The organism is Lysinibacillus sp. HST-98, assembly GCF_016757845.1.
In the GTDB taxonomy this organism is placed as follows: Bacteria; Bacillota; Bacilli; order Bacillales_A; family Planococcaceae; genus Lysinibacillus; species Lysinibacillus capsici.
On sequence record NZ_JAENHX010000001.1, the window covers coordinates 381769 to 407794 of the forward strand.

General features: G+C 40.7%; 25 protein-coding genes and 2 riboswitches. Of the genes, 5 read left to right on the forward strand and 20 right to left on the reverse strand.

Annotated elements, in window-relative coordinates:
* Positions 1–121: 121 nt before the first annotated feature.
* The 18 genes from rnz to JIN86_RS02060 all read right to left on the reverse strand — a co-directional run bounded on the left by rnz (position 122) and on the right by JIN86_RS02060 (position 16880).
* On the reverse strand, positions 122–1054 hold the full coding sequence (gene rnz, locus JIN86_RS01975) for a ribonuclease Z (protein ID WP_202341155.1): 933 nt from the start codon (positions 1052–1054) through the stop codon (positions 122–124).
* Positions 1055–1152: 98 nt separating this feature from the next.
* Complete coding sequence (locus tag JIN86_RS01980) at positions 1153–1989, reverse strand: class I SAM-dependent methyltransferase (protein ID WP_202341156.1); 837 nt, start codon at positions 1987–1989, stop codon at positions 1153–1155.
* The gene (locus JIN86_RS01985; RefSeq protein WP_202341157.1) at positions 1986–3485 is read right to left on the reverse strand and encodes a cobyric acid synthase; all 1500 of its coding nucleotides are present in this window, start codon (positions 3483–3485) and stop codon (positions 1986–1988) included. Before JIN86_RS01985 ends, JIN86_RS01980 begins: the two co-directional genes overlap by 4 nt.
* Positions 3486–3617: 132 nt before the next feature.
* Complete coding sequence (locus JIN86_RS01990; protein WP_009370255.1) at positions 3618–4154, reverse strand: cob(I)yrinic acid a,c-diamide adenosyltransferase; 537 nt, start codon at positions 4152–4154, stop codon at positions 3618–3620.
* A gap of 13 nt (positions 4155–4167) precedes the next feature.
* Positions 4168–4728, reverse strand: a complete 561-nt coding sequence (locus JIN86_RS01995) for a nitroreductase family protein (protein ID WP_202341158.1) — start codon at positions 4726–4728, stop codon at positions 4168–4170.
* Between the two features lie 33 nt (positions 4729–4761).
* Complete coding sequence (gene cobA / locus JIN86_RS02000) at positions 4762–5529, reverse strand: uroporphyrinogen-III C-methyltransferase (protein ID WP_004231320.1); 768 nt, start codon at positions 5527–5529, stop codon at positions 4762–4764.
* On the reverse strand, positions 5526–6164 hold the full coding sequence (locus JIN86_RS02005; RefSeq protein WP_202341159.1) for a precorrin-2 dehydrogenase/sirohydrochlorin ferrochelatase family protein: 639 nt from the start codon (positions 6162–6164) through the stop codon (positions 5526–5528). The genes cobA and JIN86_RS02005 overlap by 4 nt, the downstream gene beginning before the upstream one ends.
* Complete coding sequence (locus JIN86_RS02010; RefSeq protein WP_202341160.1) at positions 6157–7524, reverse strand: cobyrinic acid a,c-diamide synthase CobB; 1368 nt, start codon at positions 7522–7524, stop codon at positions 6157–6159. The genes JIN86_RS02005 and JIN86_RS02010 overlap by 8 nt, the downstream gene beginning before the upstream one ends.
* A gap of 11 nt (positions 7525–7535) precedes the next feature.
* Positions 7536–8657 (reverse strand): cobalt-precorrin 5A hydrolase, encoded by a 1122-nt coding sequence (locus tag JIN86_RS02015; RefSeq protein ID WP_202341161.1) that lies wholly within the window; start codon positions 8655–8657, stop codon positions 7536–7538.
* Complete coding sequence (cobM, locus tag JIN86_RS02020) at positions 8650–9435, reverse strand: precorrin-4 C(11)-methyltransferase (protein ID WP_004231312.1); 786 nt, start codon at positions 9433–9435, stop codon at positions 8650–8652. The genes JIN86_RS02015 and cobM overlap by 8 nt, the downstream gene beginning before the upstream one ends.
* Complete coding sequence (gene cobI / locus JIN86_RS02025; protein WP_202341162.1) at positions 9435–10142, reverse strand: precorrin-2 C(20)-methyltransferase; 708 nt, start codon at positions 10140–10142, stop codon at positions 9435–9437. Before cobI ends, cobM begins: the two co-directional genes overlap by 1 nt.
* Complete coding sequence (gene cbiE, locus JIN86_RS02030) at positions 10135–11355, reverse strand: precorrin-6y C5,15-methyltransferase (decarboxylating) subunit CbiE (RefSeq protein WP_202341163.1); 1221 nt, start codon at positions 11353–11355, stop codon at positions 10135–10137. Before cbiE ends, cobI begins: the two co-directional genes overlap by 8 nt.
* Positions 11312–12445, reverse strand: a complete 1134-nt coding sequence (locus tag JIN86_RS02035; RefSeq protein WP_004231305.1) for a cobalt-precorrin-5B (C(1))-methyltransferase — start codon at positions 12443–12445, stop codon at positions 11312–11314. The genes cbiE and JIN86_RS02035 overlap by 44 nt, the downstream gene beginning before the upstream one ends.
* Complete coding sequence (locus JIN86_RS02040) at positions 12445–13104, reverse strand: precorrin-8X methylmutase (RefSeq protein ID WP_004231303.1); 660 nt, start codon at positions 13102–13104, stop codon at positions 12445–12447. The genes JIN86_RS02035 and JIN86_RS02040 overlap by 1 nt, the downstream gene beginning before the upstream one ends.
* Positions 13105–13116: 12 nt before the next feature.
* A complete protein-coding gene (gene cobK / locus JIN86_RS02045) occupies positions 13117–13878 on the reverse strand; it encodes a precorrin-6A reductase (RefSeq protein ID WP_004231302.1) in 762 nt (253 codons plus the stop codon).
* A complete protein-coding gene (locus JIN86_RS02050; protein ID WP_004231300.1) occupies positions 13875–14822 on the reverse strand; it encodes a sirohydrochlorin chelatase in 948 nt (315 codons plus the stop codon). Before JIN86_RS02050 ends, cobK begins: the two co-directional genes overlap by 4 nt.
* Before the next feature lie 14 nt (positions 14823–14836).
* A complete protein-coding gene (gene cobJ, locus JIN86_RS02055; RefSeq protein WP_004231298.1) occupies positions 14837–16504 on the reverse strand; it encodes a precorrin-3B C(17)-methyltransferase in 1668 nt (555 codons plus the stop codon).
* 4 nt (positions 16505–16508) lie between these two features.
* Positions 16509–16880, reverse strand: a complete 372-nt coding sequence (locus tag JIN86_RS02060) for a (2Fe-2S) ferredoxin domain-containing protein (RefSeq protein ID WP_004231296.1) — start codon at positions 16878–16880, stop codon at positions 16509–16511.
* A gap of 146 nt (positions 16881–17026) precedes the next feature.
* Positions 17027–17208, reverse strand: a riboswitch (cobalamin riboswitch).
* Positions 17209–17460: 252 nt separating this feature from the next.
* Positions 17461–17645: riboswitch (cobalamin riboswitch) on the forward strand.
* Between the two features lie 149 nt (positions 17646–17794).
* Between JIN86_RS02060 and JIN86_RS02065 the strand changes: the two genes are divergently transcribed.
* The 5 genes from JIN86_RS02065 to JIN86_RS02085 all read left to right on the forward strand — a co-directional run bounded on the left by JIN86_RS02065 (position 17795) and on the right by JIN86_RS02085 (position 24103).
* Positions 17795–18541 (forward strand): energy-coupling factor ABC transporter permease, encoded by a 747-nt coding sequence (locus JIN86_RS02065; protein ID WP_004231293.1) that lies wholly within the window; start codon positions 17795–17797, stop codon positions 18539–18541.
* A gap of 3 nt (positions 18542–18544) precedes the next feature.
* Positions 18545–18817: an energy-coupling factor ABC transporter substrate-binding protein gene (locus JIN86_RS02070; protein ID WP_009370241.1), complete on the forward strand. Its 273-nt coding sequence runs from the start codon at positions 18545–18547 to the stop codon at positions 18815–18817.
* 5 nt (positions 18818–18822) lie between these two features.
* Positions 18823–19596 (forward strand): cobalt ECF transporter T component CbiQ, encoded by a 774-nt coding sequence (gene cbiQ, locus JIN86_RS02075; RefSeq protein ID WP_202341164.1) that lies wholly within the window; start codon positions 18823–18825, stop codon positions 19594–19596.
* Positions 19593–20429, forward strand: a complete 837-nt coding sequence (locus tag JIN86_RS02080; protein ID WP_202341165.1) for an energy-coupling factor ABC transporter ATP-binding protein — start codon at positions 19593–19595, stop codon at positions 20427–20429. Before cbiQ ends, JIN86_RS02080 begins: the two co-directional genes overlap by 4 nt.
* Positions 20430–20608: 179 nt before the next feature.
* Positions 20609–24103 carry a S8 family peptidase gene (locus JIN86_RS02085; protein WP_202341166.1) on the forward strand — a complete coding sequence of 1165 codons (3495 nt, stop codon included), beginning with the start codon at positions 20609–20611 and terminating at the stop codon, positions 24101–24103.
* 100 nt (positions 24104–24203) lie between these two features.
* Here JIN86_RS02085 and JIN86_RS02090 read toward each other — a convergent pair whose 3' ends face one another.
* Both JIN86_RS02090 and JIN86_RS02095 read right to left on the reverse strand, forming a co-directional pair.
* Positions 24204–24644, reverse strand: a complete 441-nt coding sequence (locus JIN86_RS02090; RefSeq protein ID WP_004231281.1) for a GNAT family N-acetyltransferase — start codon at positions 24642–24644, stop codon at positions 24204–24206.
* A gap of 118 nt (positions 24645–24762) precedes the next feature.
* A complete protein-coding gene (locus JIN86_RS02095; RefSeq protein ID WP_202341167.1) occupies positions 24763–25851 on the reverse strand; it encodes a glycosyltransferase family 4 protein in 1089 nt (362 codons plus the stop codon).
* Positions 25852–26026: the final 175 nt, after the last annotated feature.

Sequence of the window (26026 nt, forward strand, 5' to 3'; positions counted from 1 at the left end):
TAATTCTCATGATTAAACAGTAATATTTAAACAAAATTATCTACACATCTTTAGGACTATAAACTAAAAACATCTATTAAAGGAATCTCCCCTAATAGATGTTTTCTATTTAATAATTATATCAGAATAATTTATTGTGTTGCCATGTATAAACGGCTTGATCAGCTGTTAGGCATGTATTCGGAAAAATCCCCTGTGCTTCAGCTAAAAATTGAGGTAAGTCGTATGGAAGAAAACGTGCGCTTAAATGATTTAATAATAAATAGTGTGCACCAGCTTGCTGTGCGACTTTTGCAGCCTCCACATTTGTTGCATGACCGTAGCTTGCTGCTAAATCTGTTGTTGTACCATCAAAAGTTGCTTCATGCACAATGATATCAGCACCCATTGATAATTGGATTGCTTCTTCACAATATTTTGTATCGCCTAAGACTGACAATGTAAAGCCCTTTTTGGCTGGTGCCACCACGTCTTTCGCATGTACCACATCTCCATTTTCAAGTACAATATCGTGGCCATCTTTTAATTGCCCTAATAAAGGTCCCTTTGGAACACCAAGTGCCTGTGCTTTGTCGATTAATAATTCGCCTGGTAAATCCTTTTGTTCGATACGATACCCATAGCAAGGTACAACATGGCGTAATTCCTTAGCATGAATTGTAAAATGAGCATCCTCAAAAATAATGCCTTCTTGTACCTCTACAAAGCGTAAAGGATATGTTAAATGGGTTTTTGATAGGGCCAATGTTTGTTCAATCCACTGCTGTAAGCCAGATGGCCCGAAGATCGTTAGCGGCTCATCCCCACCTTGAAAGGAACGCGAGCTTAAAAAGCCTGGAAGTCCAAAAATATGATCTCCATGTAAATGTGTAATAAAAATTTTCGTTACTTTCCGTGGCTTTAACGACGTATGAAGGATTTGATGCTGTGTCGCCTCCCCACAGTCAAATAGCCACATTTCACTCACTTCATCTAATAGCTTTACCATCAGAGCACTTGTATTTCGTTCTTTTGAAGGCATGCCTGCGCCTGTCCCTAGAAAATGCAGCTGCAACATATGCCACCTCACTTCTTCTTTATATCGTTTTATTGTACCTTATCCATTCCCATAAGAAAAACCTTTGGTGTACAGTTTCTCCAAAGGTTTCTTGATTATTTTGGTTGCCATGAAACAAGCGCCGCATGGAAATCATGACGATAATAATAACGTCCATCCTTTTCTTCGATAAAAGGTAGTAGTGATTCCTCTACATGGGCTCGCTGGAAATTCGTCGTTAATATTTTTTTACTCTGCGTTGTCACAAGCTGCTCATAGCTTTCATATTCATAGACACGTTCGAGCGGGATAATCTGACAATCCGCGTAGATATCCATTTCATAGAGGAGATTCAAAAACTCGATATAATCTCTGCGGGGAAATTTAATGTCATAACCATACTTTTCATATAACTGTTCATAGTGTGGCTGAATGGGCCCTGTCGTCATCCCAATGATGGCACGCTTCCTCGCCAGCCGATTCATATGATATAAAGCTGCTTTAATTTCATATATTCGGTAAAAACAATTCACGCCCAAGACGATATCATGCGGTTCAATCTCATCTTGCTCTAAACTTTCCCACTTTGCATGAATATAGGAAACGTGCTTCTCCTGCGGCATACATTGTTGTAAGTAATGCAAAATGCTTTTAGAGCTATCCACACATGTGAGCTTGCTTACTTTATCAGCTAATGGAAATGTATAATTGCCCCACCCAGGACCAATTTCTAATACAGAATGCTGAGGTTCAATCTTTTTTTGAAGCTCCTGAAAAATCAATGCAGCATAAGGGTCTGTTTGTCCCACTTTTTTACGTGCCACGGATTGCGCCCAAAATTGCTCCTCTAGCTGATCATTCACCATTCGTTCAGGCATATTGCCATGCCAGTCCTTCATGCCTTCCTGCCATAATGCCTCATAGTTAATGGCTAACGGTCCTTTTCTCGTCATATAGATACCTCTAACGATAATATTTCATATATTTTTTTCATATCAAGATTTGCTCGAACGTGGTCGGCTAACATATTATAGGCATCTTCTCTTCGTTCTGCGTCACTTTTCACATCACTTGGTAAAGCTGTTAGCCCTTTTTTCACTCGTATTTCATTAACAAGTTGACGGGTAAAGGTACGATTATGGAACAAGCCGTGGAAATACGTGCCAATCACTTGCTCATCTTGACTAACCGCACCATCTTCTCTTCCATCCTCTAACAGTAAAAACGGTGATACCGCATCACGTAAAATTTTCGTACGCCCTAGATGGATTTCATAGCCTGTCAATGTGTCCTGCCCTCTTACGCCTGTCATTTGCACCGTTTTTTTATTGCCTACAAAAGTGGTTTCCATCGGTAATAGCCCAAGACCATCTGCAGATTCACCATTCCCCTCCACTGCTTCTGGATCAAGTAATGTTTCACCAAGCATTTGGAAACCGCCACAAATGCCAATAATTTTAGTACCGCACGCACGTAAATGTGTGATAGCTTGATCGAAACCCTGTGCTTTTAGCCAAGCTAAATCATCCATTGTACTTTTCGTTCCTGGCAGAATGAGTAAATCCGGTGTACCTAGTTCATGGACATGACCAATTAAACGGACACCCACCTCTGGCTCATCGAAAAATGGATCAATATCGGTGAAGTTTGAAATACGTGGTAAACGAATCATGGCTACATCTACAGCAAATTCGCCTAGCTTTGGTTTTTTAAAACGTAGTGACGATAATGCAAGTGAATCCTCTGCTTCAATATTGACATCGACATAAGGAATCACACCAAGTACCGGAATACCCGTTTCGCGCTCCACCCATGCCAAACCATCATCCAGTAATTCACGCATGCCTCTAAACTTATTGATAATTAATCCCTTCACACGTGCTCGTTCTTCCTCATCTAACAATGCCAGTGTACCAACAATCGAGGCAAAGACCCCGCCACGATCAATATCAGCAACGAGGACTACCGCTGCATCTGCTAAGTGAGCCATTCGCATATTAGCAATATCGCGATCCTTTAAGTTAATTTCTGCTGGGCTACCAGCGCCCTCTAGGACAATGACATCATATGTATGTTGTAGCGTGCGTACTGATTTTTCTACAATTGGCATCGCTTCTTGCACAAAATTATTGCGGTAGCTTTTGGCATCCATATTTAAAAAATGCTTACCATGAACGATAACCTCTGACATCATATCTTGCTTCGGTTTCAGCAAGATAGGGTTCATATCCGTCGTTGCAACAACACGAGCTGCCTCTGCCTGTACCCCTTGTGCGCGGCCGATTTCACCGCCATCCTTTGTAACAAATGAATTTAGAGCCATATTTTGTGATTTAAATGGGACTACCTTCAGTCCATCATCTGAAAATATACGACATAGTGCAGTACAAATCATACTTTTCCCAACATCAGAAGCTGTTCCTTGAATCATGATTGATTTTGCTGGCATAGTCACTCTCCTCTGTAAGTATTCTAAGGCGAAGCGCAAGTAATTCCCTGCGTTCCGCGGGTATTCTATGGCGAAGCGCGGGTTTTTACCTTCGCTCCGCGGGTATTTTTCATCCAGCAATTATAAAAGGCTTTAAAATTCGAGCCCTTTCACCGCTGGAATCCCTTCATCATAATAATGCTTTGTCGCCTCAATGGTTGACACTAAATCAGCCATTGCTAGTAAGGCCGGATTCGCACTTCGTCCTGTGACAACCAAATGCATTGTTGAAGGGCGCTGTTGGATTGCCTCGATGACTTCTGCTAGGGGAAGGACATCATCGATTGGAAACTTGGTGATCGCTAGGGCATTGTTCAGTTCATCTAAGACCAATAAATCAATGCTGTCATCCTGTAGAGCTGCCTTCGTTTTTTTCCAAGCCTTGGCTAATGCAGCACGATGCTCCTCAGGTGTTTTTGTCCATGTAAAACCTATGCCCATCTGTTCCATTTCTACGCCTAGCTTACGAAGGGCAATTTGCTCTCCATAAGTACGTTCTGGGGATTTGATAAACTGCAGATAACGCACATTTAAGCCTCGACCAACTGCACGCAATGTAACACCAAGAGATGCTGTCGTTTTGCCCTTACCTTCACCTGTATATACTAAAAACAAGCCTTTTCTTGCCATGCTGATAGCCTCCTTACAGCCATGTTGTCTTTTCTGCAAACGGCGTTCGTTTCTTGTCGGTTTGTTCTTGCTCCTGTGGGTAGCCAATAAATATTGTACCGACTACTTTTTGAGCGTCGCTTGCACCAATAAACGTATGCATACGAGGATCATGTACGAGGCCAACACCACGTGTACGCCAAACAAAGCCAAGACCTAGCTGCTCTGCTGTCAACCACATAGACATAATGGCACTACATACAGCAAAGATATTATCTTCTGTCGCATCTGTGTCTCCCTCTACTATGTCAGCTGTCACCACAATGGCTACAGGGGTTGTTTGTACAACCTTTAATGAACTTTCCACTAAATTTGGCTTCGTGGGAAAACGTTCTTGTAAATAAGCACTTGCCAATTCTTCATAACGCTTCATGGCTTCATCTTGAATGACATAAAAATGCCAGGGTTCACGCATCCGGTCATTCGGTGCATAGGTTGCTGCCTGTAAAATTTGCTCAATTTTTTCTTTCTCTACTGGTTGTGTCGTGTAATTACGAATCGCTCGACGTTTTTTTAATGCTTCAATGACTGTCATAGTGCTTCCTCCTTGTGCGCTTATAAGAAATGATTATGAAAAGGTAAGTCCTTGCTCTTCAAACCATTGAATTTTTTCACGTACATTGACAACCTCGCCAACAACAATCATAGATGGGTTATGGTACCCTTCACGTTCAATGATGCTGGCTATCTCATCTAGCGGCCCTGTAATCGTGCGTTGCTGAGCAGTTGTTCCCCACTCAATGACCGCTACTGGCGTTGTTGCCTTCCGACCATTTTCGATTAATTTTCGAGCAATGTAGGCAATATTACCGACGCTCATATAAAAGGCAACGGTATCTATACCCGTAGCCAATGCGGGCCAATTCAAAAAATCTTGTCCTTTTTCTTCACGACCATGTCCAGTTACAAGGGCAAAGCTTGTCGCGAAGTCTCTATGTGTAACTGGAATTCCTGCGTATGCAGGAGCTGCAATTCCTGCTGTAATCCCCGGAACGATTTCATAGGCAATGCCATGATTTTTTACTATTTCAGCTTCCTCCGCGCCACGTCCAAAAACAAAGGGATCGCCACCTTTTAGGCGTGTAACAATTTTACCTTCTTGTGCTTTTTCAACGAGTAATGCATTTATTTCCTCTTGAATGAGATGATGCTTCCCAGGTAATTTGCCACAATAAACGAGCTCCGCATCCTTTTTTGCAAAATCAAGCAATTTAGGATTTACAAGACGGTCATAAGCAATTACATCAGCCTTTTGAATACATTCCAGTCCATACACAGTAATGAGCTTCGGATCGCCAGGACCTGCTCCCACGATATATACGATTCCATCCTTCATTGCGCTGCTCCCATCAATAGTTGTTGTAAATATGCTTCTCGTCGATCGATCTCACCCTGACGTGTCCATTCAAGGATGTTTGGCTCTAGCAATGCTTGTAATGCCGCACGTCTTTGTGGACCTTTATCATACTTAGCAGCAATCATTAATCGAGCTTGCTGTAAAAAGCATACATAGTCATCATAAGCATCATCGAATTGCTCTTCTAAATCTGCTTTAATCTTGCGGGCTAGACTTGGGCTTGCTCCCGATGTCGAAACAGTTACCACCAATGGACCACGGCGAACAGTAGCAGGCGTAATAAAATCACTTTCACTTTGTTTATCTGTTCGGTTGATTAATTGCCAATGCTGTGCTGCTTCTTGAACGGCTTCGTTAACTGCTGTTACATTCGTTGCAGCGATAATGAGAATGGCGTCATCTAAATCACGCGGTTCAAATTCCTTTTGCTTCCAAGTAACTTGCCCTGACTCAGCAAGTGACTGTAATGTGTCATGTAAGGTTGGACTGACAATGACGATGTTTGCCTTTGCTGGTAACAGGGATGCTACCTTCTGCGTTGCTACGTGACCGCCGCCTACAATCACTACTGTTTTATATTCTAGATTGATATGAATAGGAAAATAATTAGTCATTACTTTTCACCTTCTTACAAGCTGTTAACCAATTGTCAACTAGCTTTGGGTTTGATACAAAATGGAAATGAGTATAGCCAGCCACTAAATTTCCTTCTTGATAGCCTTCTTTCTTTTTGCCAAAACGACCAATCGTTTCATAGGCTGCTGAATTGTGAGAACCACTATATTTGGAATAATGGAACTCATGGCCCTTCGCTTGTTCCTCAGTGCCAATTAAGAAATTATCGGCTGTGCCAAAAATTTCACGATAACCAAGTGCTGCTAGTTTTGTTTGCATCGCCACTTCTCCAGGAATTACCCCTACCATGTCATAGCGGTCGCCATGGCTATTTGTAATGGCCTCTGTTAAATACATAAAGCCCCCACATTCAGCTAATGTTGGAAGACCTTTCGCAATGACTTGACGAATAGAGTCTTTAACGACTGTATTGGTAGCAAGTGACTCTGCAAATTCCTCAGGAAAGCCACCACCAATATACAAGCCATCAGCTTCAGCTGGTACAGGCTCATTCGCAAGCGGTGAGAAAAACTGTAGGGTCGCACCTTTCGCACGTAACAAAGCCAAGTTTTCTTCATAATAAAAATTAAAAGCTGCATCTCTTGCAACCGCTATACAAATATTTCGTGAAGGCTCCTCCCTAAATAAATGGCCTGATTCTTGCAAGATAGGAGCCTTTGTTAAATGTATTAATTGGTCCAAATCAATTGTTTCTGCCATCAGGTTCCCTAGTTTATCAAAAAATGAATCTAGCTCTCCTCTTTCAATAGCAGGTACTAACCCTAAATGACGACTCGGGATACCGATCCCTTCCTCACGCTTTAAGTAGCCAATAACAGGAATGCCGCATTCTTGTTCAATAGCTGCCTTCGCAATTTCGTAATGACCAACACTACCAACCTGGTTCGCAATAACACCAACGATATTCGGCTTATCTGATAGTAATTGGAAGCCTTTCACAACTGCTGCTACGCTACGTGCCATGCTAGCGCAATTGACAATTAAAATAACAGGGCTCTCTGTCACTACGCTAATATCAGCAGCAGACCCAGCATCAGATAAAGGGCTTTTACCGTCATAAAAGCCCATCACCCCTTCAATAATGGACACATCTGCATCTCTACTTGCACGTGCCACAATATCACGTACTGCTTCGTGTGAAAACATCCAGCTATCAATATTACGTGATATTCTGCCCGTTACAGCTGTATGATAGGTTGGATCGATATAATCAGGACCGCATTTAAAGCCCTGCACCACGTTTCCTTTGTTTTGTAGTGCTTTCATCAGTCCAATGGTAAAAGTAGTTTTGCCTACCCCACTACCTGTACCAGCTAGTACAAAGCGATTTGTTTGCATGGACTTCCTCCTTAAAATAGGTATCTAGCAACCGAAATCGTAGCATTACCCGATTTTTTCTTCTCTAATAGAAGTGATGGAACCTGTGCATAGCGTATAGCTGCTGGTTCACTCACGCCGTATGCGCCTGTATATTGAAAGACTGTTTCAGAGGGTGATGGAAATTCGATTTCATTTAATTCATCCGGTGTATACGTAACGAACTCCCAATCATATTTCTTCGTAATCTCTAAGAAACATGGCTCATCTTTTTTCAAATCAATCGTGCATAAGGCTTTCACACTTTTTTTTGAAAGCTTTAGCTCTGCCAAGGTTTCATCGATTACTTGTTCAATTTCCTCTAACGATGTACCACGGTTACAGCCCATTCCTAATACAATGGATTTTGGTCGATAAATAACACCGTTTTCTAGAAGAACCTCTTCTTCAGGTTCAATGATTCGATCTGTTATTAATAATGTGGCATGGGGAGTTGCTTGGATAGCTGCCTGTGTGGACGGATAGATCTTAATTTGCTCTGGCATCGGTGTATCACGCATCCACCAATCCCGTTCGCCTGTTTCCTGTACAATGGCTACATGTTCCTCATTTACAACAGATGCACTAACTGGTGTCAATTTATCCGCACTATCCCATACCCAGCCAAAGCGGGCTCCAAATAAATCAACTGGAATCGTCTTTTGCACATCAGAAGCCGTTGTAATAATCGGATTTGCACCAAGTGCAGCTGCCACCTCGTGTGTGAGCTCATTGGCACCACCTAAATGCCCTGATAATACGCTAATAACATTTTCCCCTCGATCATCAATCACCACAACACCAGGGTCTGTCTTTTTATCCTTTAAAATCGGCGCAATCATTCGTACAACTGCCCCTAGTGAAATAATTAATATCAACCCTTTATATTGCTTAAATAGTGTTGGCAATAGCAGGCGCACTGTTCCTGTAAATAGTTGAATATGCTTTTCTTCTTCATCGCCTTGTTCAAATTTACTCATATAATATAAATCACTTGCTGCAAAGGTTTGCTGCAGACGACGTCCTATTTGGACACCATGCTTCGTAATGGCTACAACGGCATAAGAATTACGTTGATCAACCTCTGGTAACACACCCTCTTGTAACTCAATCACTTGTCTTCACACCTTTTCTAAAGCCATGTGTAAAGCTTGCATCATATAACTTCGAACGATATTGATCTTTATCATGAATGTTCGGATCTAGCGCCCAGCCCGCTAAAATCATCGCATGCTTACGAATACCATTCACACGCATCGCTTCATCTAACTCGATTAAAGTCGTTCGTACGATTTTTTGATCGGGCCATGAAGCACGTTGAATAACTGCTACAGGCGTGTCATCAGCCCAACCAGCACTTTGTAGCTCTTTAACAATTTTCTTCGTCAGCGTTGCACTAAGGAATAAGGCAATTGTACAATGGTGGCTCGCTAAATCACGCAGCTTTTCAAATTCTGGTACAGGTGTGCGCCCCTCTGCACGTGTTAGAATAAGGGTTTGGGTTAGATCAGGAATTGTTAGCTCAGCTCCGATAGCAGCGGCCGATGCAAATACAGAGCTAACTCCTGGAATGACTTCATACCCAATGCCTTCCTTTTTTAATAGCGCAACTTGCTCCATAATGGCACCATACATCGCTGGGTCCCCTGTATGCATACGTGCCACTGTTTTACCAGCATTGACCCGGTCCACCATCACAGCAACCATTTCCTCCAAATGCATACCAGCTGTACGAATGACCTCCGCATCTGGCCTAGCTTTCGCAATAAGATCCTCACTCACTAAAGAATCTGTATACATGACAACGTCCGCTGTTTGTAACATATGTAAACCTTTGACTGTAATTAAATCTGGATCACCAGGACCAGCGCCGACAATATAGATTTTCTTCATTATTTACGCACCACCATTAATGTTAAATATTCTAAATCGACCCCATCCAACTCACGCACATCCCAAATGATTTCTTCATCAGATGTTACCTTTGTCACCACGGATGCTTTATCTAATAAATCTAAATCGCGTAGCACTTCAAGCATTAAATCAATTACTTTCGCCACTTTAATAAAGACAACAGCATCATGCGTTTCAATCGCTTCACGCATTGCTTCGTAATTGTCATACGCAGGAATAATCGCAACACGATCATCGCCATCCGCTAACGCAATACCTAAGCGCGATGCAGAGCCATTAAACGAAGAAATTCCTGGTACCGTTCGAATTTCGACATCCGGATGCTTGTCCTGCATTAGCTTCATCATATGAATAAACGTACTATACAATAATGGATCGCCCTCTGTAACAAAGGCTACATCTTTGCCTGCTTGTAATTTTTCGTAGACAAGTTCTACTGACTTTGTCCATTCACGTTCTAGAACAGACTCATCTTTTGTCATTGGGAATACAAGACCAAGCATATCTTTTTCTTCTGGATTAATATACACATCTACAATACGATGGGCATAGCTTTTACTGCCTTTTAGTTTTTTTGGGTAAGCAATAACAGGTGATTCCTGAATCACTCGAAATGCCTTTACTGTAATTAATTCTGGATCGCCAGGACCAACGCCCAAGCCATATAAAATTCCTAGATTACTCATGATTTTCTTCCTTTCGATAAGCGGAAATAATGTATATTGGATTTAATGGCACAAAGCGTGTCATATCTAAAATTGGTTTACTGCGTGCAAGCTGAGCCTGTAAAATGTCAACAGCAAAACCACAAGCTTTAAAAGCCTCAACAGCTTTATATAAATTTTCAATGGTCGCTGCATTTAATACAATGCGCCCATTTTGCTTTAAACGCTGGCAGCATAATTGCAGTAACTCAACCATTTCACCACCAGTGCCACCGATGAAAATGGCATCAGGGTCTGGAAAGTTGTCTAAACCCTCTGGTGCTTTACTATGAATAGCCGTTATATCGACTCGAAACTTTTGTTGGTTTTGAAGACAGTTTTCTAAATCAGGGGCATTTTTTTCTACAGCAAAAACTTGTCCCTCAGGAGCAAGCTTACCTGCCTCAATGGCCATTGATCCCGTACATGTGCCAATATCCCAAATAATGCTATCCCGTTGAAGCTGCATGGCTTGCAAACTTAAAACTCGAATTTCTTTCTTCGTAATAAGTCCTTTATCTGGCTTTCGTTGTGAAAATTCTTCATCATCAATCCCGAGTGTGTAGCGTTTCGGTGCTATTGTTTGTTTTAAAATCACGACATTTAAAGGAGAAAAATGAGTAACTTCCATTTCGTCGAGCGAGTACCAGCCACTTTTTTCGTTGTCGCCCTGTAAATTTTCAGCTACAAATGCACGATATTCCGTCATTCCAAAATGCTTTAGATATTTAGCAAGAGCATTCGGACTATTCTCTGCATCTGTTAGAAGTGCTACTTTCTTTTTGTTATCAATTCGCTGTGCCAAGCCCTTCATTGGTCGTCCATGAATACTCGTTACGTAAGCATCCTGCCAGCTCTCTCCCATTTTCGCAAAGGCAAGCTGGACAGAGCTCATATATGGATAAACCTCTATTTGTAGCTTTTTTGCTAAATAGCCTCCGACGCCATAAAATAATGGATCCCCAGATGCAAGAATCACGGTATTTCTTGTTTCTTCAGCCAATCTTTCAACAAGTGTTGAAAGACCTCCTTTTATCAGGATTTTGTCACCTCTAAAGTTTGGGAAAAAATCAAGTACTCGCTCACCACCAACAAGTACCTCACAGTCTTCAATCCACTGAAGGTATTGGGGTAATAAGCTTGCTAATCCGTTATCCCCGATCCCAATCAACTTCATCGATCGATGCAATGTCATCAGCCCTTCCTAATAATTGTCCCTGCATCGAATAGATCGATGTGGAAAGCGTTAAACCGCCCTTAATATGATGGATAGAGGAATAGCAACAGGCCTCACATAAACGATGGAAGAACGCATCATAGCCCTTCTCCATCATCATCTCACCTACTTGTGAAGCTGTATTTGCCTCCAGAACTTGTGCTATCGTTTCTCTATCTGCCCCTATATCCTCTGCCAGTTGTGCTAAAAAATTAAAATCGATTGGTGCACTTTTGGAATGCACCATCATGACGCCTTGTGCGACTTTAGAAAATTTCCCCATCATCCCAACGAGTGAAACTTGTTTGATGCCTAGACGCTTACAATGCTTTAATGTAAAACCTACAAAGTCACCCATTTCAATAAACGCTTCTTCTGCTAGATGTGGGTATTGTTTCATCGCAAACTTCTCACTTCGTCCACCTGTTGTCACGACTAAATGCTCACAGCCAGCCTCTTTCGCTACACTGATGGCTTGGACAATACTGGCCATATAAGCAGAACTCGAAAAAGGCACGACGGTTCCCCTTGTGCCTAAGATTGAGATGCCCCCAAGTATACCGAGTCGTCCATTTAACGTTTTTTTAGCAATCTCCTCTCCCTTAGGTACAGAAATCACCACATTCACGCCTCGAGTAATGTGAAATTCGTCCAACACACCTTGGACCGTGCTATAAATCATTTTACGGGGTACAGGATTAATGGCTGCCTCTCCGACAGGCACTGGCAGGCCAGGCTTTGTGACACGCCCGACGCCAATACCTCCATCTAAATGAATCCCAGGTGTATCTGCCCAACTCACTGTGCCAACGATGAGTGCCTGATGGGTCGCATCAGGATCATCACCAGCATCTTTAATCGTTTCACAGCTGACAGCATTTTCTTCAAATATGCATTTTTCAATTGTAAAGGTTGCATCTCGACCAATAGGTAAATGAATCGTGCTTGTCTCTTGCTCCTCCTTGGTAATAAGGGCAAGCAGTGCAGCCTTTGATACAGCAGTTGCACAGGCTCCCGTCGTATAGCCGTGACGCATGTCCTTGGGGTCCTTTTTTGGCTTCCGCTCCATTATTTTTTCGCCTGTTCATCCGCTAAAAGTGAGATGGCATTTAAAGCAGCAACCGTCACTGTACTACCGCCTTTACGACCAACATTTGTAATGTACGGAATCCCCTCAAGTTTAAGCAGCTCTTCTTTTGACTCAGCTGCTGACACAAAACCAACAGGCATACCGATAATTAAATCTGGTTTTGCTAGCCCTTCTTTAATTAATCGAATCAATTCCAGCAATGCAGTTGGTGCATTACCAATGGCATAAATACCACCTTCATGTAATTTTGATGCCTTTTGCATCGAAATAATGGCACGTGTTGTATTTTGTTTTTTCGCTTCTATTGACACATCTTCATCCGCAATATAGCAATGCAAATCACCACCATGTTTTTGGAAACGCTTTTTACCAGAGCCACTTTCAATCATTTGCACATCTGCAATGACATGACGTCCTGCAAGAATAGACTTGATACCCGCTTCAATCGCACCTGGTGTAATGATGACACTACGGCCTAGCTCGAAATCAGCTGACGCATGGATAATGCGACGTACAACTTTCCATTCATCTTCTGAGAAGTCATGCTCGCCCATTTCCTCTGCAATAATAGAGAAACTGTAATCGTAAATTTTATCTGGGTCTACCGTTAATGGTTTAAAATCTGTTTTAAAATCCATGGGAAATGCCTCCTAAATTGTATGTTCAACAGCCTGTAATACTTCTTCAAATGTTGAATATTGTTGGCCGTATTGTATATTTGGTCGTGCAATAAGAATCGTTTCAATCTGGCATGCGAGAGCTGCCTCTAGCTTCTCATCAACTGAGCCCACTTTACCGCTTTCCTTGGTAATCATCAACGTCACTCCGTATTGACGAAAGAGAGCTTCATTTAATTCCTTTGAAAACGGACCTTGAATAGCCACAATATCTCGCTGCGCCACACCAAGTGCCTCACATTTTTCCATATTATCCAGTCGTGGAAGCATACGAGCGATTACTCTTGTGTTTTCTAAGCCCTGTAAAACCCTTGTAAATGTAGCGAGTGTTTTACTACCTGTTGTTAGCATAATGACACCGCGTTTTTCTGCAGCTAGCTGAGCTGCCTCCTCATAATCCTTTACAACAGTAATCAAAGGATGGGCATAATGTTCATGAGCTCTTTCATAGCGAATATAAGGAATCTTTGCCTGCTCTGCCGCTGCCATCGCATTTTTAGAGGCTTCCTCCGCAAATGGATGAGAAGCATCTACCACCAATTGATAGCCCTGCTCTGTCATGATGGTCGCCATTTCCTCAGCTGTCAGTCTACCGATTAAATGTGGCAGGCCAACGTCAGCAAGACTAGAGGCTGCCGATTCAGTGACGACCGTAGCGGTTACTGCATAACCTGCACGTTGTAATGCTAGGGCTAGATCCCTTGCATCACTTGTCCCTGCTAACATGAAAATCATTTTACCGGCTCCTCTTCATGATGATGGTCATGGTCGTGATGATCATGATGGTGATCGTGATGATGCGCATGATCGTGATCATGATGGTGATGCGCATGTCCATGATCGTGATCATGATGGTGATGATGATGTGCATGTCCATGTACTGCCGCATAGGCACGATATTCTTCTAGATCTTGCATACCTGTTGATGTACCGTTGATTGCCTGTTCAATACGCTCTAATAAAACATTTTGTAACCGTTCATGGTAGCCAAAATAGTTAGCAATTTGAATATCACAATCTGGATAAAGTTCATTAAACTTCTCACACATGCCATGCATACGTTCCATCAAAATGCCTGTGAATAAAAAGTATGGTAACATGATGATTTTTTTTGCACCAAGTTTGACACAACGTTCAATTCCTTCTTCAACTCGTGGATCTGTGACACCCATAAAAGCACTTTCTACGTATTTTACAGGTAGTTTTTCCCATAAAAGTCGCGTGATTTTATAAAAATCACCATTAGCAGATGGATCACTGCCACCTCGTGCAATCAATAAAATCGCTGTGTCTTCCTGCTCTTGTTCTGAATTAAAGCCAATTTCAGCTAGGCGATCTTGTAAAATGGCAAAGATTTCATCATGGATACCAATTGTTTGACCATATGTGAAGGTAATCGTTGGATAATGCTCACGCGCATGCTCGATTTCCGCTGGAATATGCAGTTTTGAATGGCCTGCATGCAGTAAAATGATTGGAATTACATGTACCTCTGTAGCTCCCTTTTTCACACAGTTTGTAATACCTTCTTCGATGTTCGGTGAAGCAAATTCAAGGAAACAAGTTTCCACTAAAAATTGTTCATCAATACGCGGTGTCATTTGTTCAATAAATGTACGAACCTCATCATTTCCTGCTGCTAAACGGCTCCCATGGCCGACAAATAAAATAGCTTTCATCTCTCTACTCCTTACTAGTCGCCGCACGGAGCTGGCTCTACTTTTATTTTGGAAGACATATCTTGATACGTAAAATGTAGTATTTTTTTCACACGTTTAAAATATTTAAATAAGCGTTCATTTGGATGAGCATTTGCTTTATATTCTTCAATAATATCTGTAATGAGTGGAATCAACTGCTCAGGCTCCAGCCCTTCTACAACAGGCTGTGCTGCGTGAGCCGTACGACCGACTGGTTTTGCTCCAATAAAGACATCAAATTTACTTTTGCGGTAGACGATGCCAATATCATCAAATACAGCCCGATAACAGGCCATCCCACAGCCATTAAAGCCGATATTTAATGTCTTCGGTAAGGACATACCGCCTAGTTTTTCTTGTATTTCCTCTGCATATGGTATCGAATCAGCCTTTTCACCGTAGCAAAAATCACAAGCCTTCAGTGATAACACATCACCAATTGGGGTTAATAAAAATCCTACTTCCTGTAATTTCTCTGTGATCTGTTCAGGGGAAGTCGTTGGTATTTTCAAATGAATTTGATGGTCTGGTGTGTATTCCATCGTCCCCTCATCCCCAACAACCTCTGCTAACGTCATCATTTGCTGGGGAGTAAAAAATTTATTGGCTACTCCAGGGCTTACTGCTAGTTCAAATATAGATTCTATTTTTTGCTGTACAAGCTTCGTTGTTACTTTGACTACGCTTGTCCCTTTTACCATTGCAAGTGCCGCTGTAGCCATTTCAAGAGCTGTTTTTTTCGGCTTTGGCGTAGCGGCTATACTGGGTTTATTAAAGCGCCCTGCATTAGGGTCAGCCATAAAGTCATTTCGCGCTGTTCCTGTCTCTTGGTTCATTGCCCAAGGTTCATTTTCTTCGCGTAAACGTTGATGTGGACGTAATGGCTGTTTCTCTTCACCCAGGGTATATTTACGTTGGTAACCGCGGGGCGTAATCATCTTATTGTCATAGAAAAATGTTGACGAATTCCCGATAATTACAGTTGTCAGCATACCAATATCATGTTCTAGCATTTCAGCTAGTGTTGTCATGGTTACTTCTTGACGTTCTCGATAGGCACTTTTCACAAGCCCAACTGGTGTGTCTGGCGAACGATATTCTAAGAGAATTCGCTGAGCCTCGACAATTTGTCTTGTTCGACGACCACTTTTAGGATTGTATAAAGCAATGACAAAGTCTGCCATTGCAGCTGCCTCGACACGCTTTGCAATTAAATTCCAAGGTGTTAGATGGTCACTCAAGCTGATTGTACAAGCATCGTGCATAATAGGTGCACCAAGTATGCTAGCGCATGAATTAATCGCAGAAATCCCAGGAACAATTTCTACTTCAATTCCTGTTGCTTCTGTCCAGCCTAGCTCAATTAACACCTCATAGACTAAACCCGCCATGCCATAGACGCCTGCATCACCACTCGAAATCACCGAGACGATGCTCCCTGCTTCGGCTTGACGAACGGCTTCCTGTGCACGCGACACTTCTTCTGTCATGCCTGTACTAACAATCGATTTTGCACTTACTAAATCTTGAATCAGCTCTACATAGGTTTTGTAGCCTATAATCATATCACTTTGTTGTAAAGCCTCTACTGCACGTGTCGTAATATGCTTAAAATCTCCAGGTCCAAAGCCTACTACGAAAATTTTTCCTTTTTGCGCCATGTTGTTACCCCTCTTTCACCTTTTCGATCCCTTTAATGGCAGTTGTTTGAGCAGTACGCTGTAATGTACCTTCACGAAGTGTAAAGACATGTTCGTTGTATAAGGATTCATGATGTAAATCTTGTACTAGTGTTCTAGCATGCTCTGTTGATGGCACACGATACCAATTCCCTTGGGGGTAAGCGATTACCACACAAGCATCCTTGCATCGTCCATTACAGCGCGTTCTTGTCGTATGTATTTCTTGATCGAGTGCTTGCCGCTGTATCTCATCTCGAATGGCTAAGGTAATTTCCTCCCCATCCTTTTTCATGCAGCTACTGCCATTGCAAATAAAGAGATGTGTTTTCATCCCCTCTAAATTCCAAGTTGTCATCTTCTGTCTCCCCTCATTTGCTTTTTGGAAAAAGAAAAACCTTTACTCTATAACGAAGAGTAAAGGTTTTGTAGAAGCCAAATAAAAACGAATAGAATGAAATACAGGTACTCGCTTTCGCTTCAACTTCTCCCTCCGAAAAGTTTGCATGCACAATCAAATAAGCAGGTTTCCTGACTTAAGCTTCATTTTACTGTCGCACCTTCCCAAGTTTGCACCAGTGGCTTTGCGATTTCATCAGCTATTACAGTAGCGGGGGCTGTATTGGATTTTCACCAATTTCCCTATTATCTCGAGCTATTCGAGCACTTATTGACGTTTTATATGAAATTTTTATTAGAATTTTAAATAGAAAACTGTCTTTATCATATCTTATTTTTTTAAAATTTCAATATTTCTTCAAAAATTTATGACAAATTTATCAATTTTGAATGGAACTAGGTATGAAATTTATACAATCTATAAAATATTTGCGCACAACTCGTTATCAGAATATTCACTATTGACCTTTAATTAAAAAAATTTATAAAAGGTATAGCATATTTATGGAAATTCATGTTACACTTTGTCGTGAAATCTCACAATTTGAATGTTTTTCGGTGCAAAGTGCTTGTCATTTTGCTTAAAAGGGAAGCCGGTTTGAGTCCGGCGCGGTCCCGCCACTGTAATAGGGAGCTTTATAGAATATGTCACTGTCCAACGGATGGGAAGACCTATAAAGCATTGAACTAGAGCCAGGAGACCTGCCGAAAAATAAGTGATCGTTTCAGCCTACGAGGATAGGTGTGCGGCTTAGCAGATGAGAATGTTATTTGCTTTTTTAGCTATGCACTTTTCCACCAGTGGAGAAGTGCTTTTTTTGATTACGCACGCAATATTCTAAAAATCTACTAATTAGTTAGGAGGAAAACTTTTTGAAATTTTCATGGTGGAAACTTAGTTATTTTTTACTGGCCTTTTTAATCGTGCCAAAACGTGCCTTTGCCATGCATATCATGGAAGGTTTTTTACCAATCGAATGGGCTATTTTTTGGTGGGTCATCTCTATTCCATTTATCATTCTAGGATTGCGTTCTATTCGAAAAACCGTTGATGAAAATCCTGAAACAAAAATGCTTTTGGGGCTTTCAGGAGCCTTTGCCTTTGTGCTATCCGCCTTAAAAATCCCTTCTGTTACAGGTAGCTGCTCTCACCCAACTGGTGTAGGACTTGGGACAGTACTCTTTGGCCCTCTAGCAATGAGTGTAATTGGAACAATCGTTTTATTATTTCAATCTTTATTATTAGCTCATGGAGGAATTACAACTTTAGGGGCTAATGCCTTTTCTATGGCTATTGTTGGTCCTTTTATTGCTTACTTTGTCTTTAAAGGTGCTCAAAAAGTAGGCTTGTCATTTTCACTAGCCGTATTCTTTGCAGCTATGCTTGGTGATTTAGGTACATATATTGTGACTTCTGTACAACTAGCACTAGCCTTTCCTTCAGAGGTTGGAGGCTTTATGGCATCCTTTACAAAGTTTGCAGGAATTTTTGCCTTAACTCAAATTCCTTTAGCCGTGAGTGAAGGAATTTTAACGGTCATAGTGATGAATTTCTTGAAAAAATACAATATTAGCGAACTAAAAACTTTACGTGTTTTCTCAACAAAGGAGGCACATTAACAGATGAAAAAAAATTTATTGTTATTAGCAATTGTTGTGTTATTAGCCATCATTCCCTTGTTCATACAAAAAGGTGCTGAATTTGGTGGTGCTGATGGAGAAGCAGAAGCAGCTATTGGTGAAATCAATGCGGAATATGAGCCATGGTTTGAAAGTCTATGGGAGCCACCAAGTGGTGAAATCGAAAGCTTATTATTCGTGCTACAGGCAGCTATAGGAGCTGGCTTTATTGGCTACTTCATCGGCTATATGCGTGGCAAACACAAAGAAGGTTAACCATTATGTTACTCATTGATAAGTATGCCTATCTGAATAAGCTAGCGTCCGTTCATCCGCTAGAAAAAATGATATTTTCACTTGGATTACTTCTCATAACGCTCATCATGAGAGATGAACGACTTTCACTCATTACATTTTTTGTAATGAGTGCTTTTATCATTTTAGGTGCCAAAATTCCGCTTACATACTATGGCAAATTATTATTGCTACCTGGCTTTTTCTTATTAACAAGTCTTGTATCTATTTTACTTTCCTTTACATCATCAACGAATACACTCCCTGCCCATATTTGGTCGTTTACATGGAGGAATTGGACTGTCTTTATTGGGAACGCAAGTGTGTTAGCAGCGCAACAGCTGTTCTTTATTGTCCTTGGCAGCATTAGTTGTTTATACTTTTTAATTCTAACCACTTCCGTACAAGGAATATGTTATGTGCTACGACAATGGCGACTCCCCTCTTTATTAGTGGAGCTCGTCGAACTAACCTATCGTTTTATTTTTATGTTTTTAGAAAGCATGCAAAATATACATCTCGCCCAGCAAGCACGTCTCGGCTACCATTCACCGATGCAATGGCTACGCTCTGTCTCCATGCTTATTGTGGCATTATTTGTGGAAATGTTTCAACGTAGCCGGGAGCTCAACAACGCCATGCAATCACGTGGAGGCGAGGCCGTCTACTGGCAAGAGATGGGCACTTATAGCAAGAAAAATTGGCTATGCATGGCAGCTATTTTACTAGTCCTCATCGTATACGGAGGGTATTTCACATGACAACATTTTATTTTAAACTCAACCAATTATCTTATGCCTATGCGGATGGTACGAAGGCGTTATCAGATATTACATTAGACATTCCAAAAGGTAAAAAAATCGCCATACTCGGGCATAATGGCGCGGGAAAATCAACTTTATTTCAGCATCTTAATGGTATTTTAAAACCTACAGCTGGGTCGATTTTATTCGAAGGCAACGGTCTGGAATATAGTCGAAAAGCTTTAAAGACCCTACGCCAAAAAGTCGGCATTGTTTTTCAGAATGCAGATCATCAGCTTTTTTCAGGGACCGTCAAGCAAGATATAGCATTTGGCCCATTGAATCTCGGCTGGTCTACTGAACAAACGGAAGAAAAAATAGCATGGGCCGTTGCGCAAACCGAAGTGGAAGATTTGCTTGATAAACCCATTCATTTTTTAAGCGTAGGTCAGAAAAAACGTGTAGCAATGGCAGGTGTTTTAGCGATGGAGCCCTCTGTCCTTTTGTTAGACGAACCAACAGCAGGTCTTGATAATTATTATGCTGCACAAGTATTACAATACTTAGCCAAATTAGAGAATGGTGAGAGAACCATTTTACTAGCAACACATGATATACCTCTCGCTTATGAATGGGCCGATCTAATCATTGTTATGGAGGCTGGAAAAATTATTTACAACGGTGATCCAATCGCCTTGTTTTATGAAGACGAATTGTTACATCGCGCGCATCTTGAACGTCCATGGATTTTTGAAATGGTCATAGCTTTGCAAAAAAAGAAGCTATTGCAGGAAAATATCAAAATCCCTCGTTCCAAGCAGGAGTTACAACAATTAATAGAACAAATTTAAAGCTTTTAACAATGCTAGGTATACGAAAAACAAGCAGTGTTTAGCTGTCCGTTTTTTCGTTATACCTACCAAAAATTAAAATAGCAAAGAAAAATTTTCCTACATTACGAAACTTTTCTAATCTTTGTCCGTATTACTATAGTCGAGACTTAATTTATAACACCAAGGAGAGATAACAATTGAAAAGTTGGTATAAAAAATCAGTCGCTGTTGTAGCATCCGCTGCACTCATGGTTCCTGCTGCTTCTGCCTTTGCTGAGGCACCACAGCATAAAGCGAAAAACATGCTGGCAAACAGTGCAAAACAAACAGAGAAGAATGAAGAAAAATGGATGAGTAAGGATACAATTGTTATCAAGCATTCAGGTCTTGATAAAAACGTACATAAAAAAATTGGCTCCAAGGTCATCCGCTCCATTCCTTCATTAGGTTATGATGTTGTACAACTAAATAAAGGCGTATCAATCGAAAAAGCCGTCTCTTACTATTTAAAGCAAAACGGGATATCTAGTGTGTCTCCTAGCTACGTCTATCATTCTTTCAATAATGAAGCTGATCCTAAGAAACAAGAGATGTATCATTTAAACCTACTGCAAATGGATAAGGCACTAGAATTAGCAGGCAACCATGATGTTACAGTTGCTGTCATTGATTCTGGTGTAGATTTTAAACACCCCGATCTAAAGTCACAAGTACTCCCACCCTATAATGCAGCAGCACCTGCTAATACTACTTATTCAGGCGATCACGGAACACATGTGGCAGGTATTATCGCCGCAGCAAAAGATAATGGCGTAGGTGGGCACGGGGTTAATCCGAATGCAAAGTTACTGCCAATTGATGTATTTAACGGCAAAGAAGGTGCTAATGATTTCATTATTGCACAGGGTATTCTTTATGCAATTGAGCAGGGCGTTGACGTCATTAATATGAGTCTAGGAGGCTATGGTGAATCTCCCCTGATGAAGGAAGCCGTTCAGAAAGCGATTGATAGTGGTATTACAATTGTGGCAGCCGCAGGAAATGAATCAACAGATGAATATTCCTTCCCCGCTTCTTTCGAAGGTGTCATTAGTGTTGGTTCAACAAATGAACGCAACAAACTATCAAGCTACTCCAATTACGGTCCGTCTGTTGATATTGTTGCACCAGGTGAAGACATTTATAGTACCGTTCATGATGCGAAGAAAGGATCATCTTTTGTCAAGTTTAGTGGAACATCCATGGCCTCTCCTGTCGTGGCAGGAATCGCATCTCTTCTTAAATCAAAAAACCCATCTTTAAAACCGCATCAAATAGAAGCGATTTTAGAAATGACAGCACAAGATTTGGGCGAGAAAGGTTATGATCTTACTTATGGTCACGGATTAGTTGACCCTGTGGAAGCATTACAATTTGATTTAAATAAATTACCAAAGCATTATTCAGAGACAAAGGAAGATCGCATTCAAAACGCCAAGGTCCTTACTAAAAATAAGCTAAATACAGAACAAGGTACTTTTGAACAGCAAGACGAAAAGAAATGGTATAAAGTCGATCTTGAAGAAAATGAATATGCTCAATTGACATTAAAAGGCGCTGACAAATACGACTATGCCTTTGATTTATATTTCTACCCAAATAGCGGGATTGGTGATGTAGAGCCTATCCATGTCAACGATGTTCGCGTAGGAAAAAAAGAAGGTTATCTATTTAAAGCAGATCAAAAGGGAACGCTTGTCATTGGTGTCAAAGATCATAATGGAAGCTATAGTTTAAAAGGCAAATCTACTTACATTTTCACAGCACAAACGACGAAGGACTTACCAATTGATACAGTAGACAAATCTACGATGGAGCCTATTAAAAAGTTCCCTTATAGTACAGCAGGTAAAAACTATACACTACTGTCAAAAGATCAACAACAAGATCAAGATTACTTCACGTTCTCTGTCAAAAAACCGACGACGTTACAATTTGATCTATCGGGAATTCCAGGTGTCACTGCCTCTATGGAGCTTTATCTGAAAGATGACTTTAATCCTGTGCCACCAGAAGAAATCGATCCAGCTGAAAATGATGAAGGTGAAGAAGAAGCCTATCCAATGCAGACCGCTTATGGTACTGCAAAAGGTGAACCGGTTCGTATGATTATCGATGCTGTTCCAGATCAAGAGTACGTTTTAAGTGTATCTAATGAAAGTAATAGCGAGTTTTCTATGGAGATGTTCTTTAGTGGCGGCATCGAAAAAGAAGAAACAATTAGTGAATCAATGATCCCTTACACATTAAAAGGTGAAGTAGTTTCCCTCCCACCTGATGAGGATGGTCTACCTGTAGATGAAGCCATGATCGAAGAAAATATCCCTAAGGGCCAATTACCACTTACAGAAAACAACATAAAAAAACGTAATGAAATTGACAGCTTGATGAGCATGTTAATGAATCCTACAGCTTCAGGCAATCTAGAAAATGTTGACCCTATCATTAAACAGGCAATCCGCTTTGAAATAGGCGAGGATCAAAAAGCTTATTTCCAAACAGATTATGACGAGGATTATTTCTTATTCAAAGCGAAGGAAGACGCTCTTTATAGCTTCAGCTTTATGAAAGGCATGAATCAAATGCCTGCAGGTACAGTATTTGAATATGATGAAAAAACAAAGGAATTAATTCCCGTTTCTTCCTTGACAAACGACCTTGGCATACTGGCGCTACTACTTGGTTCAGTTGGCAAGGAGGACGATGCAAAGGTTATTCCATTGAAAAAGGACAAAACCTACGTGGTAGCAGTTGTCAATGCTGGAGAACGATCTGCCGAGCCTTATACATTGAAAACAAAGAAAATAGGCGATATTCCAGCAGAGTACAATCCAAACAATCATGAGGAAGCAAAAGCGCTAAAAATTCAACCAGGTACTACTTATAAAGACCACCTGATTTATCAAGATGATGTAGATTATTACTACTATAAGCAACAAGGCAATGACGAGGTCATGAGTCTGCTTCTTTCTTCGGTTCCCTTTACAAATGAACAATTAGCTCAGCTACCTAAGGAACTACAAAAAGACTTAAAATTTGCAGGAGCTATCATCGAAGATACGAACGGCAATATGAAGATTGATGCCAAAGAAATGGAAACGGAAATTCCATTCGGACTAGGTGATAATATTCTTGAAATGTTACTAATGATGGGTACAGACGATGTAAATACATCGTTTAAGGCGAAGAAGGATCGAGGTTATTTTATTCTAGTCAACAGTATGGGACTTGGCCAAGTATCGATTCAGCCCTATTCATTGACATTGTTTGATCATAAGCTTGTGGATGAAGATGTGGATTCAAAATTAGTAAATGGAGTACCTAGCAAGCCATCTATTCTTGTGAAAAAGGATGAGAAATGGGTTGCAACGCAATATTTAAATGCAGGTATACCATTTGGCGATAAAGACTATTTTGAATGGAATAACGACCAGAAACGCGAAGTCTTCTTCTCGCTTCAAACAGAAAAAGCGTTGGATGGTGTTATTCGAGTATTAGATACAAATGGAAAAACCGTCAAAACATTCGATCTTTACGGAGTTGGAGACGCCGAGGTTGGTACGGTGGAGCTGGATGCGGGTAAATATTATATTGAAGTAAGTGAGTTTGATGGCAAAGCTAGCACACAACCTTATACACTTGAAATAAAATAGAAGAAATCAAACAAAATCCCTTAGATCATAACGATCTAAGGGATTTTTAAGATATGAAAGAAACATTCTCATCCAACGGTGAAACGCTCGCCAGTTCAGCTTACATAAAATATTTAACATAATTACAATATTCATCTTGTTTCATTTGTAGCTTTTCATAAAGCTTGCGGGCATTTACATTATCAGCCGCTGTTTGTAACGTAACATAGCGAGCATATTGTTGCTCACAATAATGAAATACCTTTTCCATCAATGCCTGGCCCACCCCTAGGCCTCTAGCATCTTCTGTTACATAAATATCATTTAAAATATAGGCACGCTGTAAAGCAATGGACGAAAATGTTGGATATAATTGTGTAAATCCAATCATCTTGTCATCCACCAGCGCGATGAAAATGACAGATTCTTTCAAGGCCAATCGTAATTGTAAAAATGCCTTTGCACTGCTTATATCTGACTCAATTCCATAAAATTGACGATATTCATCAAACAGTTTTGCTAAGTCCTCTAGTTCATTCATTGTTGCTTGTAGTATTTCCATTCTAGTCTCCCCTTGTGTCTACCCATGATTGTCTAGCTTTATAAAACTAGTTTTTATTATATAGGAAATACTGGTATAAAGAAAAGAATACTCCTCTCAATCCAGAAAATATTCACTTTTATTCACCTAAATAATTGGCAACCTTCTTGACGATCTGCCTCCAATTTAATTCCTTGCGGGCAAATGCTTGAAGCTGGACACAAGTATCTGTCAACAATGGTTCCTGTGCTGCAACTTGTTGCAATGTCTGACCTATTGCCTCCCAATCATGTGTAGGATGGATGGTACCAAAACGCTGTTGTTGTGTAATATCAGCAGCACCATCCACATCTGTTGTCACGATATAGCAACCATTTTTAGCTGCCTCCGCAAAGACATGGGCATAGCATTCGACTAAAGACGTTAAGCAAAAAATTTTAGCCTTGCGATACTCCTCCTCTAGCTTTACCTTATCAAAAATAGGTCCTACTATCGTCACTTGAGCGGCAAGTGGATGATTATCTAGTAATAGTCTCAGCTCTTCTTGAAATGAGACTGACATCGGCCCTACTAAACGAAGCTCCCAATCTGGCAGTTGTGCTGCGAGAAATGCCTTGACTGTCAAAATTGTTTGCTTCTCTGGTGCATCCAATCGCCCAACTGTTAGAATTCTATTTTCTTTCTCGTAAAACGGCACTGGCTCTGTGGGAAAATGTTCATAAAAACCATTGGGTATATGTTTAACATCTAATTGTGAAAAGTCTTTGATTGCTGTTTGCATAGATATGCATTCAGAGGTAAGGAGATCACAAAGCTGTAACAACTCTAAAAAATAGGGATAGGTTTTTAATCGATTTAGCCAAAATCGATTAACATCTAATTTCATATAAATTTTGCCATGTGGATTAAAGTGCTTATAGGTTTTCAAAATAGCTAAATAGGATGGATAGGGTCCAATAGCAAAGGCAATGTCGATGTCCCTTGCATGCTGGGCTAAATAGGCATTCATATTCGCCACATAATCATCTTCAAATGCGACAGACTCAAATTTCACAGTGGGAAAGACTTGTTGAAGAAGAGCTTCATTCATTTCTGTCGTGACAATAGTGACCTCATAGCCTAAATGTTCCCCCAGTAAAATAGGCACTAGACACAAATCTTTGAAAATATGGGCATCCGAAAGTTTGTAAGATTCCACGCTACAAATAAAGGCTATCCTTTTGGTCATCGTATCCCTCTTTCTAAAAAAAGCGCTCTCACTAGTTTATGACCTCTCTTGCTAAACGTGCCTATGTTAGTAAATTTTCGCCTTTCTTATGCCATATCTCTAGTAAACATAAAAATTCTATCTAAAAACGACTCTCTTAAAAACACCCTAAAATAAGCAATTGCCTACAGTAGCA